12 protein-coding genes are annotated in these 15,306 nt (G+C 43.8%); all 12 read left to right on the top strand.

The window, feature by feature from the left end; translation table 11 throughout:
* Positions 1–30 precede the first annotated feature (30 nt).
* Positions 31–537 (top strand): Tli1a family immunity protein, encoded by a 507-nt coding sequence (locus BN1044_RS01935; protein WP_072307331.1) that lies wholly within the window; start codon positions 31–33, stop codon positions 535–537.
* On the top strand, positions 525–2,864 hold the full coding sequence (locus tag BN1044_RS01940) for a T6SS phospholipase effector Tle1-like catalytic domain-containing protein (RefSeq protein WP_072307332.1): 2,340 nt from the start codon (positions 525–527) through the stop codon (positions 2,862–2,864). Before BN1044_RS01935 ends, BN1044_RS01940 begins: the two co-directional genes overlap by 13 nt.
* Before the next feature lie 9 nt (positions 2,865–2,873).
* Positions 2,874–3,131 (top strand): PAAR domain-containing protein, encoded by a 258-nt coding sequence (locus tag BN1044_RS01945; protein WP_046457902.1) that lies wholly within the window; start codon positions 2,874–2,876, stop codon positions 3,129–3,131.
* A complete protein-coding gene (locus BN1044_RS01950) occupies positions 3,128–4,258 on the top strand; it encodes an eS19 family ribosomal protein (protein ID WP_072307333.1) in 1,131 nt (376 codons plus the stop codon). The genes BN1044_RS01945 and BN1044_RS01950 overlap by 4 nt, the downstream gene beginning before the upstream one ends.
* Positions 4,245–7,622, top strand: coding sequence for an ImcF-related family protein (locus BN1044_RS01955; RefSeq protein ID WP_072307334.1), 3,378 nt, complete (start codon positions 4,245–4,247; stop codon positions 7,620–7,622). Before BN1044_RS01950 ends, BN1044_RS01955 begins: the two co-directional genes overlap by 14 nt.
* 305 nt (positions 7,623–7,927) lie before the next feature.
* Positions 7,928–8,899, top strand: a complete 972-nt coding sequence (locus BN1044_RS01960; protein ID WP_072307335.1) for a formylglycine-generating enzyme family protein — start codon at positions 7,928–7,930, stop codon at positions 8,897–8,899.
* 22 nt (positions 8,900–8,921) lie between these two features.
* Positions 8,922–9,890, top strand: coding sequence for a formylglycine-generating enzyme family protein (locus tag BN1044_RS01965; protein WP_072307336.1), 969 nt, complete (start codon positions 8,922–8,924; stop codon positions 9,888–9,890).
* 13 nt (positions 9,891–9,903) lie between these two features.
* A complete protein-coding gene (locus tag BN1044_RS01970; protein ID WP_139130871.1) occupies positions 9,904–10,329 on the top strand; it encodes a DUF3592 domain-containing protein in 426 nt (141 codons plus the stop codon).
* A gap of 391 nt (positions 10,330–10,720) precedes the next feature.
* Positions 10,721–11,716, top strand: a complete 996-nt coding sequence (locus BN1044_RS01980) for a putative type VI secretion system effector (protein WP_072307339.1) — start codon at positions 10,721–10,723, stop codon at positions 11,714–11,716.
* Between the two features lie 152 nt (positions 11,717–11,868).
* On the top strand, positions 11,869–12,684 hold the full coding sequence (locus BN1044_RS01985; protein WP_254663910.1) for a putative type VI secretion system effector: 816 nt from the start codon (positions 11,869–11,871) through the stop codon (positions 12,682–12,684).
* 440 nt (positions 12,685–13,124) lie between these two features.
* Entirely contained in the window at positions 13,125–13,856 is a 732-nt protein-coding gene (locus BN1044_RS01990) for a putative type VI secretion system effector (RefSeq protein WP_139130872.1), read from the top strand.
* A gap of 270 nt (positions 13,857–14,126) precedes the next feature.
* Positions 14,127–15,173, top strand: a complete 1,047-nt coding sequence (locus tag BN1044_RS01995) for a DUF6708 domain-containing protein (RefSeq protein ID WP_072307340.1) — start codon at positions 14,127–14,129, stop codon at positions 15,171–15,173.
* The last annotated feature ends 133 nt before the right edge of the window (positions 15,174–15,306 follow it).

The raw sequence follows: 15,306 nt of genomic DNA on the forward strand, positions 1-15,306 counted from the left end.
TAATGGTGCTAATCCAAACAGGAGAGGGTAATGAATAAAACATTAAGGAATTGCGGTGGTGTACTGGTGCTTCTGGCGCTGTTGACAACGGGCTGCTCATTCGCCAGTGACGATGATATGACCGGTGGAAATTTAAGGGGGGTAAATCATACAAAACAGGGAATAACTCGATTTTCAGTAAATGGTTACGGCGGTTTTGTTGGAGGAAATACATGTTGTGTTTTGTTACCTAATAAATGGAATCCGGGTATGAGTGCGGTGGTTAAATGGAGTGTAGATCCAAAACCATATGAACGATTACCGCCTTTAGGAACGGACGAGTATAGGAAGGCTTATGCGGAGCATGCATCGCGTTATACAAGTCATAGTGCGATGGTTCAGATACCGAAATATGGCGAAAAAAGGTGTGGGCTAACAGTGCATTTTTTGCCCTGCAATAACGTTAAAGTCACAACATCATGCTGGGGATATGGTAGTCCTGAGTATCCAATAAAAGAACCATTGAATATGCCGGAGCCGAAAACATGTCCGAGATAAATAAAAGTGCAGCGTGGGCTCCACCATTATTTCCGGTTACAGGACGACTACCTGTAACTAAACTTCAGGTTGAAGATAATTATCTTAAGCAAAAAAAAGAAGAGAAAAAATATTTGCTTGAGTGCAATCAGTCATCAGATAAAAAAAATGGCTTTTCCTGTAAGCATAGTTTGCATATCAGTCTGTTTTTTGATGGCACAGGAAATAATGACGAAAATGATTCAAAAGCTAATCCAGTGCACCCGACTAATATTGCTAAGTTGTATCATGCCTCAATACAAGCTGGTGCGGCAGAAGGATACCACTCGTATTATATGCCCGGAGTTGGAACGCCATTTCCCAAAATTGGTGAACTAGATTATTCAAGTTCAGGATTGGCATTCGCATCCGGGGGAGAAGATAGAATTAACTGGGCATTGATGATGTTAGTTGATGCCCTCACATTTGCAGCTACTAAGCAAAGATTCGATGACTCCATTGCTAAGCAGAAAATTGCTGATATGCGTGCACATTGGCCGCTTACCGGCGAGGTGAATCGCCGCAACGTGCTTAATAATTTGTTAGAGTCACTTCGAAGTGAAATCAATACAGCAACCCCTAAAATATTGGAGGTTAAACTGTTCGTCTATGGCTTTTCTCGCGGGGCGGCGGAAGCACGCACATTTGTAAATTGGCTAAGCGAAATATTTACAACTCCGAAGGGCGCTGAGCTGCCGGAGCAAACTATTTTAGGATTGCCGCTTAGCATCGAGTTTCTCGGTATTTTGGATACCGTACCCTCAGTGGGTATTGCACACGTTGCGCCTTTTGCCGCAGGGCATATGGGCTGGGCGGATGGTACCCAGCAACTGCCTGATGAAAAAAAATATCCTGGGTATGTGAAATGCTGCCAACACTTCGTGGCCGCCCATGAGCAGCGCTTAAGCTTCCCCCTCGATACTATTCGCAGGCCAAATGGCACATACCCGAGCTATGCAAAAGAGGTTATATACCCGGGTATGCACTCGGATATCGGCGGTGGGTATCCTAAGGGAGATCAGGGTAAGTCTCTGGGGGGAGATGGTGAATTACTATCGCAAATCATATTACATGATATGTATGCGGCCGCTTTTGAGGCAGGGGCACCTTTATTAGTCCCTGAGGAAGTGGTACCCGATGCGCTTAAATCTATGCAGCCTAGTAGAAATATCCCCAATGAAGTTAAAAATGAATTCGATTTTAGCCAAACAACGATTAAGCGGTTCAACGCATGGCGTGAAACTATCCTTGCCGAACAAGAAACGCAGCAGAGTGGTGAAACCAAAACTGTATTGGGCTATGAGCCTCATCTATTAAGCCATTCGCTTGAAACCAAGATTGCGGAGCAGATGGGGTGGATCACCGCGTGGCGTATTGGGCGTTATGCACGCGGTAGCTATCAGGTGCAGGGCTTTTATACAAATGCCACGCAGTGGGATGATGAGAAGCAGAAAGCCGCAAAGAAAAAGTATATAGCTGATGTCAAGGGTATTAAAAACGACCGAGAAATGGCCAGAAAATATCCAGATAACCCTGAGTTTCAGGGTGATAAAGATAAGCAAGGTATTCCAAGTTTTGAACCCACTCTGGATAAACAGCAGCTACGCGAAGCCGCCCGTGAGTTTGAACACGATTATTACGATTGGAATCGTGAGCAAAATAGCGTGGCACAGGTGATCCTCGATACGATCCCAAAATATGCCATATACCTCATTAATAGCGATGATGTGCAAGTTGAATACAACGAGATGAAAGCGGCTGGTAACAGCCTGTATTCCAAACTGTTTATCGATCGACTGGGAAGCGTGACTAAAGATCCGCAAATGGCCTTGGTTTGTGCGCTATATGATGAGCAAATTCACGACTCACGCGCGTGGTTTATGCACTATGAATTAGATTCACGTGAAATGTGGGCAGGCTATTTTCGCTATCGCATGATCTACAGCGGTAGTGAAGGTAATAAAGATCTGTCGCTGATAGCCGTTGCAGGCAAAGTTGTTGGTACGGCAACGTTGGTCGGTGGCGTGATTTATACGGTGAAGCAGAAAAACGTACAGAACGTGCTCGGTGGCGTGGCGGGAACCATCGGTGTGATGTCGGCAGAGTATAAAATTGTCGATTTAGCAACCGGATTGGATGTGCCACTGCTCCCGAATGCGATGGAACTGCTTGCGCCGACCAAAGATATTGGTGCACTTGCCAGCAGCCAAAAACAGCAGGCGATAGGCGCTCAGCACAATCAGAGAATGGATTATCTGAGCAGCTACCTCGGCATTGATGAACCCAGTGATGTGACTAAAGTGGCATAGGGGGGTGAAATGAAAAAGGTGATTCGTGTGGGTGACACCTTGAAAGAATATGGTGGCAAAGTGACGGGCGGCAGTTATAACGCCTTTGGCAAGCCGATATCCTGCGTGGGTGACAGCGCAGTATGTAATAAACATGGCGCAACCCGCATTGCTCAAGGCGCATCGGGCAGCACGATTAATGGAAAGGCCGTAGCGTTGGACGGCCACCGTTGCGAATGTGGTTGTACGCTGGTTAGCTCGTTGGCTCAGATGGATATTGCACCATGAAATTCCCGCCAGAATACCCCGATTATATCACTCCTGGGCCTATTGGTTGGCGACGATGGGGCATATTGCTCGCTGCTATTTGGTTAATCGGTTCGTTTCTGGCACTACTTCTACGCTCAACAGAGCAAGCTCCCTCCGGTTTGGCCTTTTGGTTCTTCATCATAGGTTTTCCTACTTTATTTTGGGCACTTGCACTTGCTATCCGCTACCTACTGCTACAGATTGGATTGAAGAATCGCAGCAGCTATCAGCAGGTTGTTGAACAAGAGCAAAATGATTGGTGGCAAGAACGTTCTCTAGGTATTGCCATTGAAAAGGTTTACTTAATAGGCCCATTAGGTGACGAGCAATCGTTATATTCTGGAATAATGACAGGGGGAACACCTCCTCCCAATAATCCAACGTTGTTATCTCTACGTTATCCACTGTTATTAAATATGCCAATGGTACGAGAACAGGGTTTAGCACGCCATTTGGCTCAGCAGTTGATTAATAGTCCAGAAATAAAATCACGATGGCAAAGCCTTGCTTATGTTAGTTGGTTCGGCGATGAGGCAAGTTTTCAGGTATTTATTGAGACAATAAAGTCTGCGGTCAATAATATTTCATTTGTACGATTAGATTTAAAGTGCATTGATGATATAGACCACGTTATTGATGTTTTCCAGCAGAGTGTCGATGCTAATAAATGGATGCTTTGTGCAGGCACTTATAGTTTATCTCAATCTGCTGACGCTATTCCTGCGGGAGAGGCTGGTTTTGCTTGGATAGCGAGCCAAGCAGGTAAAGCCCTATTACATCGTGCTGAGGAAATGGATGTTGCATCGGATGTAGAGGCTGGTATAGCTGCTCGTCACCTAGAACGCTATGCCCATTTGGATGATATGCCAGAATGTTGCCTCGCTATGGACCAGAAAAGTATGGCTGAATTTCAGCCTGGAGGATGGTCGGCCATTGAACATATTCTTACCCCTTATTGGGGGGCGCTAGGTGAAATATCTCCTTATATAGCGATATCAATGTCGCTTCTTCACACGCTAGATATACAGCAGCCTTGTGGCTGGATGAGTCAGTGTACAGAAAATAAAATGGTTATTGGAGTGACCGTTCCTTATGGCAACCGATAAAAAAGATAATCCGAGCTCGTTGGTGCGTTTAGTTATAGGTTATTTAATCGTTATTTTCCTATTAGTGGTTATTGGCATCTTTCTATATTTATTTGTTGGACCCTATTTTAAATTTCCAGAATTATCTTTGCCAACGTTATTATTATGGGGTGTAGGGTGCTGGTTTATACTGAGTTGGTTTTGTCCCTTGTTTATTTTTATTTGGGATAAGCTTGCCCGTTCGCGTGTTTTGTCAGATATAAAAACGAAAAAAAGTGTAGAGACAAAAAAAGAGGGTGATTGGGTGCAACTCATCACCCACCTCCGCGCCCGCCACGGCCTCCTATGGCGCAATAAAATTCGCATCCTGCTAGTCGTTGGCGAAAACACGGCGGCGGAAGCTATCGCGCCGGGGTTAACCACCCAGCAATGGCTGGAGGGGCAGGGCACATTATTGCTGTGGGGCGGTGGTGTGCAGGCGGAGCCGGATGAGGCGTGGCTGTTGGGGCTGCGTAAGCTGCGCCGTCGCCGTCCGTTGGATGGCGTGGTGTGGGTGATGAATGAGCAGCAGAGCGCGCAGGCTGGCGTTATCGATCAGGGCTGCCGTCAGCTGCAAAAACGTGGGCAGATTTTAAAGCAGCAGGCACCGGTTTATCTGTGGCAGGTGTGTGACAGCGCGTGGCAGCAGGACGACCGGATTACCCAGCCGGTGGGGTGTTTGTTCCCCGAGAAAAACTCGCCGGAGAAACTGGCCGCCAGTTTACAGAAGCTGGTCGCGCCGCTGCGTCAGCGCGGTATGACGCAGGTGTTGTTGAAAAACAGCCATGACTTTTTATTACGTTTGGCAAATCGTTTAGAGCGTAAGGGCATCGCTCATTGGCAGCAGGCGCTAACGCCGATGCTGCGCGAATATGCGTCGGCGCTGTCGCTGCGTGGGCTAATGTTCAGTTTGCCGCTGGCGGCCAAATCCGGCGTTGCTCAGCACGGCTGGCTGCCGGATGCGGCGTGGCAGGGCGTGTTGAACGATCGCGCAGTGCGTGGCCGTCGGGTGGGGGTCTCTTGGGAGCAGAGCGCTTATTATGCCGTGATGGCGCTGGCGCTGCTGTGGTTCGCGGGCAGTATTCTGTCGTTTTTCACCAACCGTTCACAGATTGCCACGGTGCGCGATCAGGTTGATTTGTTGAATAAATCCAATGCTAAACCGATGGAACAGCTGGTTGCGCTACAGCTGTTTGGCAATACGCTCGGTCAGCTGCAGTATCGGGCCGCGCATACGGTGCCGTGGTATCAACAGTTTGGATTAAGCCAAAATGACGCGCTAGAAGGCGCGCTGTGGCCACATTACGACGCGGCCAGTCTGCGGTTGATTCGCGAGCAGGCCGCCGCCGAGCTGCATCGTAACCTGAGTGAAATGGCCGCGCTGCCGCCCGATAGCCCTAAGCGCGCCAAGCTGGCACGCGCCGGATACGACAGCCTGAAAGCCTATTTGATGATGGCGAATCCAGACAAAGCCGATGCCGAATTTCTTACACGCGTGCTGAGCGCCAATGAGCCAACGCGCACCGGCGTTGCCCCTGGCCTGTGGCGGGGAATTGCGCCAAGCCTGTGGACGTTTTATGCCGAAAATCTACCCGCTCATCCTGAGTGGCGGATTAAGCCTGATACCGCGCTGGTGGCGCAGGTTCGGCAGGTGTTGCTCAATCAGATTGGGCAGCGTAACGCCGAAGCCACGCTGTATCAAAACATGTTGCAGTCCGTCGCGCAAAACTACGCGGATATGGGGCTGGCGCAGATGGTGGGTGATACCGATGCGCAGTCGCTGTTTACCACCGATCAGGTGGTGCCGGGGATGTTTACGCGCCAGGCGTGGGACGGTCAGGTGCAGAAAGCCATCGACGATGCGGTGTCGTCGCGGCGTGAAGAGATCGACTGGGTGCTGAGCGATAACAAACATCCCGCTTCGGCGGATGTCTCTCCTGACGCGCTCAAAGCGCGCCTCACCGAGCGTTACTTCACCGATTTCAGCGGCGCGTGGCTGGATTTCTTAAACAGCCTGCACTGGAAGAAAGCGCAGAATTTATCTGATGTGACCGACCAACTTACCCTGATGAGCGATGTGCGCCAGTCTCCGCTGATCGCTTTGTTAAATACGTTGGCCTATCAGGGACAAACCGGACAGCGCGGCGAAGCGCTATCGGATTCGTTAATGAAATCGGCGCAAAACCTGCTGCATAAAGAGAAAGCGCCGGTGATCGATCAGCGCGTCAGCGGGCCAACGGGGCCGCTGGATAGCACCTTCGGGCCTTTGCTTTCGTTGATGGGCAAGGGCGCTACCACGAACGGCGTGATGAATGCTGATAGTTCGCTGAGCCTACAAACCTTTTTAACTCGCGTTACGCGGGTGCGGCTGAAGCTGCAACAGGTGGCGAACGCGTCCGATCCGCAGCAGATGACGCAGCAAATGGCGCAGACGGTGTTTCAAGGTAAAACGGTCGATCTGACGGAAACGCAGGATTACGGCAGCCTGATGGCGGCCAGTCTGGGCGAAGAATGGAGCGGTTTTGGCCGTGAAATGTTTGTGCAGCCGCTGACTCAGGCTTGGCAAACGGTGCTGCAACCTTCTGCCGCCAGCCTAAATACCCAATGGCAAACCTCGATTGTGGCGAATTGGAACAGCGCCTTTGCTGGACGCTATCCGTTTGCCAATAGCGGTAACGACGCTTCTCTGCCGATGCTTGGCCAGTTTATTCGCGCGAACTCTGGGCGAATCGAACAGTTCCTCACGCGTCAGCTGGCGGGCGTGCTGCACAAAGAGGGCAACACGTGGGTGCCGGATCAAATCAACAGTCAGGGGCTTCAGTTTAATCCTGAGTTTTTACAGGCCATCAACCAGCTAAGCCAGCTGGCAGACGTGCTGTTCACCGACGGCAGCCAAGGCGTGCACTTTGAGCTGCGCGCCCAGCCTGCCCGCAACGTGGTGGAAACCAATCTGGCTATTGACGGCCAACGTCTGCGCTATTTCAACCAAATGGAAAGCTGGCAGAGCTTCAATTGGCCGGGCGCCACCTACCAGCCGGGCGTGATGCTGACGTGGACCAGCGTTAACGGCGGCGCTCGCCTGTTCGGCGACTATCAGGGCAGTTGGGGGCTAATCCATTGGCTAGAAAAAGCCAAAGTCACCAAGCTGGATGAAAGCAGCTACCGCTTAGCGCTGGATACGCCGGACGGCCTCACGCTGTCGTGGATCCTGCGCACTCAACTGGGCAGCGGCCCGCTGGCATTGCTTAAACTGCGTGGGTTCAGTTTGCCGAGCAAAATTTTTGTGGTGAACGCGGGCGCGTCAGATGCGATGGTCAGTAATAACAGCGTGTTGGGGGAGGAGTAATTTAGGATGGTGTTTGTCAGGTGGAGAATAGAAAAAGAATAAATACAGCTCGTGAAGATGATAGAGAAGACTACTCACGTAAAATCGAATAGGAACAAGGTTAGAAATTTTATTGCTGATGTCAGATTATTTTCATCCATCTAGTCTTCTGGATTTTTACGATATGTTTTTGGGGAAATATTGGTAAGACCCTGACTATTGTTAACTATCTCTGGTGAAGGGCCTGCAAGGTCCATACAAACCCGTTTATAAACATGACTATGATGGATATTTTTATAAATCTATGCCGTACACGGATATGCGTAATGAAAAAAATAGGGATAACAGGTTTCTTATCTTTTGCCGTCGTCATCCTCAGTGGCTGCGATCAAACAGCAGCCAATACTGAGGCCGATAATAGCCGTGAAGCAGAGCTGAATACTATTATTAATAAAGTAAAATCAGAGCTGGTTTACGTTAAAGGCGGTGAGTTTTTGATGGGGGATTTTGGTGAGCAATATGGTAAAGAGCATTTGCCCTATGACGCGAATCCAGACAGTAAACCACTGCATAAAGTGGAGCTAACGGGCTACTCGATCAGCAAATTCAAAGTGGATAATACAGAATATAAGTTTTACTTGGACTACAATAATCTTCCGGGAAGAGTGGTTAATGGTGGAGTGAGAACTAAGACTCGTTGGGAAGAGAAGAACGGTATAGCCAACGGACCTGCACACGTTGACTGGTATGAGGCCGAATCTTATTGCCAATGGATAGCTAAGGTAACTAAGCTACCATTTTCATTGCCAACGGAAGCACAGTGGGAATACGCCGCACGTAACCGCGGACAGTATGTAATAGCGCCTACAAATGACGGAACAATACAGATTGAGAATAGAAAAGGAATTAATGTTGCTAGTGAAGATGATCGGGAAGACTACTCCCGTAAAATAGGCTCAAGTTTAGGAATATTATCACCGATGCCAGGTGATTTTCGTCCGCCTAATCCATTGGGTATTTACGATATGGCCGGAAATGGTTGGGAGTGGGTAAAAGATTGGTACGACCCTGACTATTATAAATCATCGCCAGTGAAAGATCCTCAAGGTCCAGATAAGCCAGTATATAAAGATGATGATGATGGCTATTTTTATAAGTCAATGCGTAGCTATGATTATTCAGGACCTGGACGCGGGTTAACCGTTGTTCGGTATAAAGCAGATCCTAAAAGCAGAGATTATTTACCTAGCGATAAAACCGCCCGCTGTGTGGTGAATAGCCCTGAGCCGATAAAATAAAGGCTGAGTAAGGATTAGTGAAATGAAAAAAATAAGGATAGCAGGTTTCTTATCTTTTGCCATCGTCATCCTCAGTGGCTGCGATCAAACAGCAGCCAACACGAAGGCGGACAATAGCCGTGAAGCAGAGCTGAATACTATTATTAATAAAGTAAAATCAGAACTGGTTTATGTTAAAGGTGGCGAGTTTAATATGGGGGATTTTGGTGAGCAATATGGCAAAGAGCATTTGCCCTATGATGCTAAACCAGATAGCAAACCACTTCATAAGGTTGAATTGAACAGTTATTCAATAAGCAAATTCAAAGTGAATAATAGTGAGTATAAGATCTACCTTAGCTTTATTGGCTCTGGTGGTAGGGAAATCCCAGAATCCTCAGGTCTGAAAGAAATGTGGGAAGAGTATAGTAGTATGGATAATACACCTGCGCACGTTGATTGGCATGAGGCCGATGCATACTGTCAGTGGTTAGCCAAAGTAACAAAGCTACCATTTTCACTGCTCACGGAAGCACAGTGGGAATATGCTGCGCGTAACCGCGGACAGTATGTAATAGCGCCCACAAATGACGGAACAATACAGATTGAGAATAGAAAAGGAATTAATGTTGCTAGTGAAGTTGATAGGGAAGACTACTCCCGTAAAATAGGCTCAAGTTTAGGAATATTATCGCCGATGCCCGGTGATTTTCGTCCGCCTAATCCATTGGGTATTTACGATATGGCAGGAAATGGCTGGGAGTGGATAAAAGACTGGTACGATCCTGATTATTATTCGTACTCTCCAATAAATAATCCTCAAGGTCCTAATAAACCGATATTTAAAGGTAGCAGTGGTGATTATGAGAAAGTCATGCGAGGTCAGGATTTTTCTGGTCCAGGGCGTGGATTAACGGTTATTCGATATCATGCAGATCCAAATACTAAAAATTATATCCCATTGGATAAAACGGTTCGTTGCGTGGTGAATAGTCCTGAGCCAGTAAAATAAATTTAATTAAAAAATGAAACATAAAAAAAGAAGAAGGCGCAGAGTTATCGAAGCAGATAATCTTATTGCTGAGAAATGCATGCTGGCTTTTTTTGTAATAGTGCTGACTCTATCTGCTGTTTTTTTACCGTACTTTATATATCGTGATTATCAATATATATTTGTATATAAACGCACGACTGGTTATGTGGTTGATAGTAAAAGAATCTGTCCGGCTATATATCACCATACTAATTCAGGGGTATCACGATGTACTCAATATAAGCCTGTGGTTGAGTATGTTGACGATAAAGGCGTAAGGCATGAGTTCACATCAGGCTTTTCAAGTATGCAAACTCAAATGAACTACTCAGGAAAGGTTACTGTTCTTTATACTGATGACGATGACACCATATTTGATATATTTAATATAATCACACCCGTCGTTTTTTCTTTATAGCAGGTCGTTTTAGTTTTCATGCGGTTTGGGCGTTGGGGAATTTTTTTAGATATAGAGAGATTAATGATGCAAAGCGTCGTTCGCGTAGGAGATGAAATATCTCATGGTGGCGTTGTTCTTAGCGGTGCCAGAGGTCTCACTTTTATGGGGAAATCTGTCGCCTGTTAAATAAGTTTTTGCTGAGCAGGTGTTTGCACAGTTTGATCTTGGTAAGTCATCAAAATGCAGACGATGAAAATAACTTCTCGTCGATAAAGTTGAATGATGAAGGTTTTACGGTTGAACAAGTACCTTTTAGCAATTATGCAGAAGAAACAATAACGAGAGTTTTTAAGCTGGATGGAAATAAAGTAATTATTGAACCGAAAGATATTATACGAGGTATGTTAAAGTGAAAAACCGTAAAGCCTCGAAAGAATTCATTGATTTTGATAAAACTAAACAAGAAAAAGAATCTTCTCTCGTTGAGGTTGGCATAAAGGAAAAAAACATGCTGCTTCATCCTGAAGAAAGACAAATAATAAGTAGAGAAATTGGAGAGCTAAAAGAAAAAATAAAAGCCATGGATAATATCCTTTCTACTGAGCCAGTTGCACCAGACCTACCACCTAGAGCGCCATTAATTAAAGTGGCTGGAGTGCTAGAGGAGTTTAGTGTATTGAAAGTTATCGGATATTTTTCTGATTCAGAGTATGATTTGGAGCGGTTCAGAACACAAGAGAAGAAAGATCTAGCCGGGGGACTCCTACTTGCAATTGCGGGTAATGTTGCAGGGTCTGCAGTTACAAGTATGAGTAGTACTCGAAAAAACGACGCTTGTGATTTTATTCAAGGAAAAATAAATGGGAAAAATTTTCAAGGATGGTTAGGTAAGACGAACGCTAGTGTTGGTGATTATGTAGAGATGGCTGTGGTAGACAAAGGAAACTCTTTTATTGTTTATGCGATTGCTATTCCTGATTTATGTACGATCAGTATAACGCCAAGGTGTGATATGGGGAGATGGGGGGCATTAAAAGATGGCTTTAATTTCTCAATATGGTTTTTTTCTATTTTTATTTTCATTGTTTCTGCATCAATGTTTATTTTTTCAGATGTGTCTTTTTTATTTGTATTGAAATCAATCCTTATCCCGGTTGTTATATTTATCGCTATATTTCTTGCTGTTTCAATATCAATGGTTAGATCGCCTAATTCGACAGTTTTATTAGCTGAGGATATTTTTGAAACTCTTGACATGCCAATGGTTACACATGTTAATTTAAAACATATCACGAAAAAAAGGCTAAGAAAAATAAAAAGTGGTAAATATACTATGGGTCATATTAAAAATCGGATTCTGCCCGACTCATGGTATTTTGTAGATTATTTATATTATTATAAATAATCTATCTAACTCTAATAGTGTGAGTCAAGTGTGTTTGGGGATTTTCCTGATGAGAATCTAAAAAATACAATGCTTTTACTTCCAGTGAGTAACAGAAACGAAAAATATAAAGAACAATCCGTTTCTCTTGGGGGCGCATTATGAGGTGTTATATGAATAATAGAGATGAGTATATTTCATTCGAATATTTAAAGAGTATTAAAAATGACTTGGAAACATCCATTGAAGTAAATTCAAAATGGGTTTCTGAGAATGAGAATAATAGAGATGAGTGCATTAATGTCTTAAAGGAAAATGAAGAATCGCATAAGGAAATTTCACGACTAGATGAGATCATATTGCGTGAGCCAATCCCTTCGGAGTTGCCACCACAGAAATCATTAATAAAAATTAGTGGTATTTTAGATGATGTTAATATTGTTAAATGTATCGGTTATTTTCAAGAGCAAGAGTACAACTCCGAAGCGTTTAAAAATCACGAAATGAACGAACAAGTCGGTGCATTGCTACTTTCAATTATCGGAAATGTAGCCGGCTCTGCAGTGACTTCACAAAGTAAAGTCAGAATGAAAGACTATTGTGATTATATTAGTGGAAAAATAAATGGTAGAGAGTTCCGTGGTTGGCTTGGAAAAACAAATCTTCATGTCGGTGATTATGTTGAGATGGCCGCTGTTGAAGAAAATAACGAGTTTGTTGTTTATGCTATTGCGAAGCCTGAGAATAGAACTATTAGTATAATACCTCGGTGTTCTCAAGGGCTCGATGCTTACATAAAAAACACGAGGCGATATATACGAATTTTCAACGCCATCCCATTTTTATTTATGAGCCTCGGTCCTTTGTTTTACGGTGGAAGCTTAAAAATACTCCTGTTTCTAGTTTTATTATATGCTTTATTAGATCCTGTTGCATATGCAATTAGCAGTAGGCTTGAAAGAAAAAACCGAAGAAAAATTATGTCCTAGCTGGGTTGATATTTGAGGCTTTAGGTTTCAAGAACCCGACAGAAGTGGACTTGATTAAAATTACTAAGAAAAAATTGAAGTCTAAGGACATGTCGGTTAAAAAAAATGATCCCACTTGGCCGGATAGAGAATGTGTTATGAATTATTATTATTACTATTGATATAAGTGTTTGTAGGATAAACAGTAGCATGAGTCTTAGCAAAAAAAATGATAATTATATTAACTTCGAAGATTTAGAATTACAACTTAGTGGACTGCATATTGATATTGGTGTAAAGAAAAAAGAATTAAAAGAGCACCAGAAGAGCGCAAGGAAATTGAAGCACAGATTGAAAAAATATTAAAAGAAGACATTCCAGAGGTTGAGGCTTTAATTGCCACTAGACCCCCTGCTCCAGAGTTACCTCCCCGAAAGCCATTGATGAAGGTGGTTGGTATTGTGGAGGAAATTGATGTTATGAAAGTCGTTGGTTATTTTCAAGAGCGAGAATATGATCCGGAAGCGTTTGCTAAGCATGAAGAGAATGAACAGGTAGGTGCCTTGATTTTAGCTATGATCGGTAATACTGCAGGTTCTGCGGTTACGTCGCAAAGCACGGAACGGATGGGAGATTATTGCGACTTTGTTCGCGGCAAGATAAATGGTAATCCCTTTTATGGCTGGCTAGGGAAAACCAATATTCAAGTCGGTGATTATGTCGAAATGGCCGCAATGGAAAAAAATGGGGAGTACGTAATTTATGCTGTTACTCATCCAGATAGAAGAACTATCAGTGTCACACCCAACTGTGATCAGGGACTAGATGGCTATATTAGAAGTTGTAGGTTGTATGTCCGGTTTGTTATCTCATTTATTATCCTTCTCTTTTTCATTCCGCTAGCTTGGAATGGCGACCTAACCTTAAGAATACTGATGTATATGGTGTTATTTTGGATTGTCGCTGAGCCAATAATTTATTTTATTAGCGATAGATTGGAAAGGAAAAACCCGAAACAGAATTATGTCCTAGCTGGATTGATATTCGAGGCTTTAGGCTTCAAGGAGCCGACAGAAGTGGACTTAATTAAAATAACGAAGAAAAAACTAAAGTCTAAAGAGATGCCTTCGAAGCAAAATGAGCCGGATTGGCCGGATAGGGAATGTACGGTTAATTACTACTATTACTATTAATTACTTATAGACTAAAGCCTATTTTTAAACAGAAGATTAAATAGGGGTGTATGTATTCTATATGTTGAAATGGCTATTATTTAATAAAGTGTACCTTGGGCTGTTAGCTGCTTTTATAGTTCGTTGGTAGTCTGTTTTAATTAGGGGTGGTAATGGTTTGAGACTGGATTAAAGTAAGGCACTCCTCCATTTAATATAAGTGCTTTAAATTTAACCATAATTTCATTTTTTATTTTTCCTAACTATTATTAGTAAGGGGCGTCCACTGAGATGGATTACGATGGTTTAATTATTAATTATAAATGGCGCATAGAGCAGACACTCACTCAAAATGAACGAGATCACCAACTTAAGCAAGGTGTAGTTCTTGATTTAAATAGCCAACGTATCGCGGATGATTTGTCGGTCATCCGCTTAACTTCTGGCTATATGGAGTTAGTCGATAAATATTATCAATTCAAGGGAATATTGACCAGTGTGATGTTGAGTCTGTTTATATTATCGATATGGGCAATCTTTGCTTTTTGGGGGGAGGCAATAATAGATATTGTCATGCATGGATTTAATAATGGAACAGTTTATTATGTTTTTAGTTTTATTGCTGGAGGCGGTTTTTTAATATTTTTATTAGTTTCCTTTTTTATGTTAAAAAAAGAAAGCTTTGCTAGGACTCATTACCCAATTCGTTTTGATCGTAAAAATAAGTTGGTACATGTCTTTAGTTTAGAGAGTGAGATATACAGTGTAAAATGGGATGATATATTTTTTACAACAGGGGATGTTTTAGCGCATAAACACACAAAAAGAAGAAATTACGATATTCGCGGACATGTTCTTGATAAAGATGGTAAGACCGTACTAAAAACGTTTGGTTTAGCAGCCTCGACCTCAAATCATGTTGCGCTGCATCGTTATTGGGAATTTATACGTCGTTATATGGAAGAAGGCCCCGAGGCTGTTGCTGACATTATTAAACTTTGTCCACCGGTGGAAAAGAAACGTGAGGGGATTTTTTTCGGCTATTGGTATGCATTAACGGTGTATTACGGAGCGCCACTTGTCGTTATGCCCATAATGATGGTGTTGGCTCTTATTGCTTGGCCTGGGCGAGTTTTTGCTATGTATACCAGCAGACGTCCTTTTTGGACACCAGAAGTTGAGGCTGCTTGTGTTATAGACCCAAACGATCCGTTCGATATGAGTGCGGCCGATAATCCAAAATCTATAGCCCTTTGGATGTTGGGAATGGATAAATCGCATCGTTGTATTGATAAAATGCGGGCAAGGAAAATGAAAGCTCTTGAACGTAAAGATTAAATTTAAAGTATGTAAATCGCCAGTTTTATAAATAGCACATTTTTTATTTAGACCCTTTTGCAGTTGCATGTTAAACCCCATCAAAAATACACGACCTTTCGTTATCGAATATTAAGTTAACTTACCGAAGTAA

This window comes from Hafnia alvei, assembly GCF_900095695.1.
Classification (GTDB): domain Bacteria; phylum Pseudomonadota; class Gammaproteobacteria; order Enterobacterales; family Enterobacteriaceae; genus Hafnia; species Hafnia alvei_B.

Coding starts and splice junctions, on each gene's coding strand:
- BN1044_RS01935 (WP_072307331.1), top strand. CDS start 31: ATGAATAAAACATTAAGGAATTGCGGTGGTGTACTGGTGCTTCTGGCG.
- BN1044_RS01945 (WP_046457902.1), top strand. CDS start 2,874: ATGAAAAAGGTGATTCGTGTGGGTGACACCTTGAAAGAATATGGTGGC.
- BN1044_RS01970 (WP_139130871.1), top strand. CDS start 9,904: ATGAAACATAAAAAAAGAAGAAGGCGCAGAGTTATCGAAGCAGATAAT.
- BN1044_RS01950 (WP_072307333.1), top strand. CDS start 3,128: ATGAAATTCCCGCCAGAATACCCCGATTATATCACTCCTGGGCCTATT.
- BN1044_RS01940 (WP_072307332.1), top strand. CDS start 525: ATGTCCGAGATAAATAAAAGTGCAGCGTGGGCTCCACCATTATTTCCG.
- BN1044_RS01995 (WP_072307340.1), top strand. CDS start 14,127: ATGGATTACGATGGTTTAATTATTAATTATAAATGGCGCATAGAGCAG.
- BN1044_RS01960 (WP_072307335.1), top strand. CDS start 7,928: ATGAAAAAAATAGGGATAACAGGTTTCTTATCTTTTGCCGTCGTCATC.
- BN1044_RS01965 (WP_072307336.1), top strand. CDS start 8,922: ATGAAAAAAATAAGGATAGCAGGTTTCTTATCTTTTGCCATCGTCATC.
- BN1044_RS01955 (WP_072307334.1), top strand. CDS start 4,245: ATGGCAACCGATAAAAAAGATAATCCGAGCTCGTTGGTGCGTTTAGTT.
- BN1044_RS01985 (WP_254663910.1), top strand. CDS start 11,869: ATGAATAATAGAGATGAGTATATTTCATTCGAATATTTAAAGAGTATT.